This is a genomic window from Candidatus Rhabdochlamydia sp. W815, from assembly GCF_018642185.1.
Lineage (GTDB): Bacteria > Chlamydiota > Chlamydiia > Chlamydiales > Rhabdochlamydiaceae > Rhabdochlamydia > Rhabdochlamydia oedothoracis.
In genome coordinates, this window is the sequence record NZ_JAAVTY010000141.1 from 1 (window position 1) to 2,998 (window position 2,998).

The window sequence follows — 2,998 nt, forward strand, 5'->3', positions numbered from 1 at the left end:
GGAAAAATTGCGAAAGAAAACTACATACAAGCCTGAATATGGTGGTTCTTGCTTTTATTGCTCTACTTTTGAAAAGATTTTAAACAGGCTCTTAGACTATGTTGTTGTCAAAATCCCAAGGTGGGACACCCATAAACTACGCTCAACAGAGCGCAGAATTGGCACTGAAATGAAAAGCGTAGACGAAGTAATGGCAATGGGTAGAAGTTTTCCTGAAGCTCTGCAAAAAGCCATTCGCATGCTAAACATTGGAGCCGATGGATTAACCAGTTATCCTTATCCTATTGAAAACCTACTTCAAGAAATTCATGAAGCAACCGATAGGAGATTATTTGCTCTAGCTCTTTTTTTTGAAAAGGGAGCAACCCTTAAACAGGTACGAGCACTGTGTCAAATTGATCCTTGGTTTTTACTACATATCCAATCTATTACACAGCTTGCTTTTCTCTTAAAAAAACAACCTCTAACCAAAGACTTATTACGAAAAGCTAAACAATATGGATTCTCTGATCAGACCATTGGGAAAATAAAAAATATCTCTCAAGAAAAAGTACGAAAACTACGTCACCGTTATCAAATTTTTCCTGTAATTAAACAGATCGATACATTAGCTGGGGATTTTGATGCCAAAACCAATTACCTTTTTTTAAGCTATCATGGCATATCTCACGATATTCAACCGTTTAACTCTCCTCCTATAACTGTACTCGGCTCTGGCCCTTATTCGATTGGTTCATCTGTTGAATTTGATTGGTGTGCTGTGAACACATGTAGAACGCTCCGCTTCTTAAAAGAAAAAACAATTGTTATCAACTGCAATCCAGAAACCGTATCCACGGATTATGATGAATCAGATCGTTTGTACTTTGAAGAACTCACTTTTGAGAGGATTCGAGATATTGCAGACTTTGAAAACCCAAAAGGAATCATTGTATCTGTAGGGGGACACATTGCAAATAATTTAAGTGTAGCTCTTAATAAATACGGCTATCCCCTTATTCTTCCATGGCAACGCTTTGCTACAATTTCCGAAAAAGATCTCACAAATAGAAGGATTACAAAGTGAAAAAAACGGTTAAGTCTTTTAAAAGTTTTCTATTGAAGAAATTTGTAAAGATTTTGCGCTATTTTATCAAACAAAATGATATACAAGAACGATTCTTAGTCGTTTCTACTACTGGATTAGGAGATACCTTGTGGGGAACTCCTTCGATTCGCTCTCTTAGAGAACATTATCCCAAAGGATACATTGCAGTTCTAACGAGTCATATTGGAAAAGAATTACTGGAGAATAATCCTTATATCAACGATCTATTCTTATTAAAAAAACCCATAATCATTTCTCTTATCTCTCTTTATTCAAAGCTAAAGAAGAAAAAAATTTCCTATATTTTGTTCTTTCACGCCTCTCAAAGAATAGTTTTGCCTTTTGTATACTTACTAGGATCTAAAAAAATTATTGGCACGGAAGGATCAAACAAAGGACTCGATTCTTTGATTACTCATCTTCTTCCTAAAAAGCCACAGCATGAAATCGTAAGACGTCTAGAAATCATTGCAGCATTAATCGGTAAAAAACCCATTCATCATCAAATAGAAATTGCGTTAAGCCAACAAGATAAAAAAAACGCACTTCCTGTAATGGACCATTTACAAGATCATTCGCGTCCTTGTATCCTGCTCCATCCAGGGTCTAAAGATCTTTTCAAGCGTTGGCCTGCTTCTCATTTTATTGCTTTAGGCAATCTGTTAAGCACACAACATAAATGCCACATATTTATTACAGGTAATCAATCGGAAAAAGAACTAGTCCTGCAAATTGCTTCTAATATTCCCAATAGCACCTCCTTGATAGATCTGCCTTTAAAAACATTTGCTTTTCTTATTCAGAATATGGACATAATGGTTTGTAATGATACAGGCCCCATGCATATGGCTTTGGCTATAAAAACGCCTACCATTGCCATTTTTTGTCCTACAAATCCTCATTTGTGCGGTCCTTATGCTGTAAAAGACTATACAGTAATTGCAAAGAAAAAAACGTGTTCTCCTTGTCTACAAAAAAAATGTGTAAACCCCTTTTGTATGTTACAAATAGGAATGCAAGAAGTCTATGAAGCTGTTTTACATCAACTCTGTAAATCAGAAAAATTTGCTTTAAAAGCTTTAAGGAAACTTTCATGAATCATGCATTCAAAAATAGAATTATTATTTCCATTGAAAATTTTTCTAGCCATGAAATCCTCTACCTTTTAGAGCAAGCGCGCATCATGAAAAATTTTCCACCTCCACCCTCACTAAACACCTCTATTCTCGCTACCTGCTTTTACGAACCCTCCACTAGAACCCGTCTCTCTTTTGAAACGGCCATGCTTAAACTAGGAGGCCGGTTAATTGGATTTTCTGACGGGAAAAATACCTCTGCACAGAAAGGAGAATCGATTGAAGATACGATAAGAGTTATAGGATCTTTTACAGATGTCATTATATTGCGGCCTTCTTCTAAAGAATCTATATATCTGGCTCATAAAAGCACTAAAACGCCGGTTATTAACGCAGGCAATGGCACAGAAGAACACCCTACACAAACATTAACAGATCTGTTTACCATGCAAGAAATACAAAAAGACCTTCAAGGATTATCCGTTGCCTTTGTAGGGGATCTTAAATATGGGCGCACATTGCACTCTCTTTGTCTTGCATGCGCTTTATTTGGTATGCGTCTATTTTTTTGTTCTCCGGAAGGCTTGTCTCTTCCCCAGGAGACACTTGCCCATTTAACAAGAAAAAAAGTACAATTTTCCTTTCATCAAAATTTAGAAGAGATCATTCCCTGTTTAGAGCCTGTTTAAAATCTTCTCATTAAGGTATAATGATAGTTTTCATAAAACCTTTGGAGGTAATTATGACCCGCTCTTATCCAAGCGATATCTCTCGTAAACAATTTAGCAAAATCCATCTAATACTTGAGTCTACACGCAAAAAAACACGTCCACGA

At 36.3% G+C, this 2,998-nt stretch carries 3 protein-coding genes and 1 pseudogene; all 4 read left to right on the top strand.

Going from position 1 to position 2,998, the window contains the following annotated elements; translation table 11 throughout:
• Window positions 1-238: 238 nt before the first annotated feature.
• A complete protein-coding gene (locus RHOW815_RS07510) occupies window positions 239-1,066 on the top strand; it encodes a carbamoyl phosphate synthase preATP-grasp domain-containing protein (RefSeq protein ID WP_350339777.1) in 828 nt (275 codons plus the stop codon).
• A complete protein-coding gene (locus RHOW815_RS07515) occupies window positions 1,063-2,184 on the top strand; it encodes a glycosyltransferase family 9 protein (protein ID WP_215217698.1) in 1,122 nt (373 codons plus the stop codon). Before RHOW815_RS07510 ends, RHOW815_RS07515 begins: the two co-directional genes overlap by 4 nt.
• Entirely contained in the window at window positions 2,181-2,852 is a 672-nt protein-coding gene (locus tag RHOW815_RS07520) for an aspartate/ornithine carbamoyltransferase family protein (RefSeq protein WP_215217699.1), read from the top strand. The genes RHOW815_RS07515 and RHOW815_RS07520 overlap by 4 nt, the downstream gene beginning before the upstream one ends.
• A gap of 53 nt (window positions 2,853-2,905) precedes the next feature.
• A pseudogene (locus RHOW815_RS07525) lies at window positions 2,906-2,998 on the top strand (IS5/IS1182 family transposase); the annotation flags it as partial.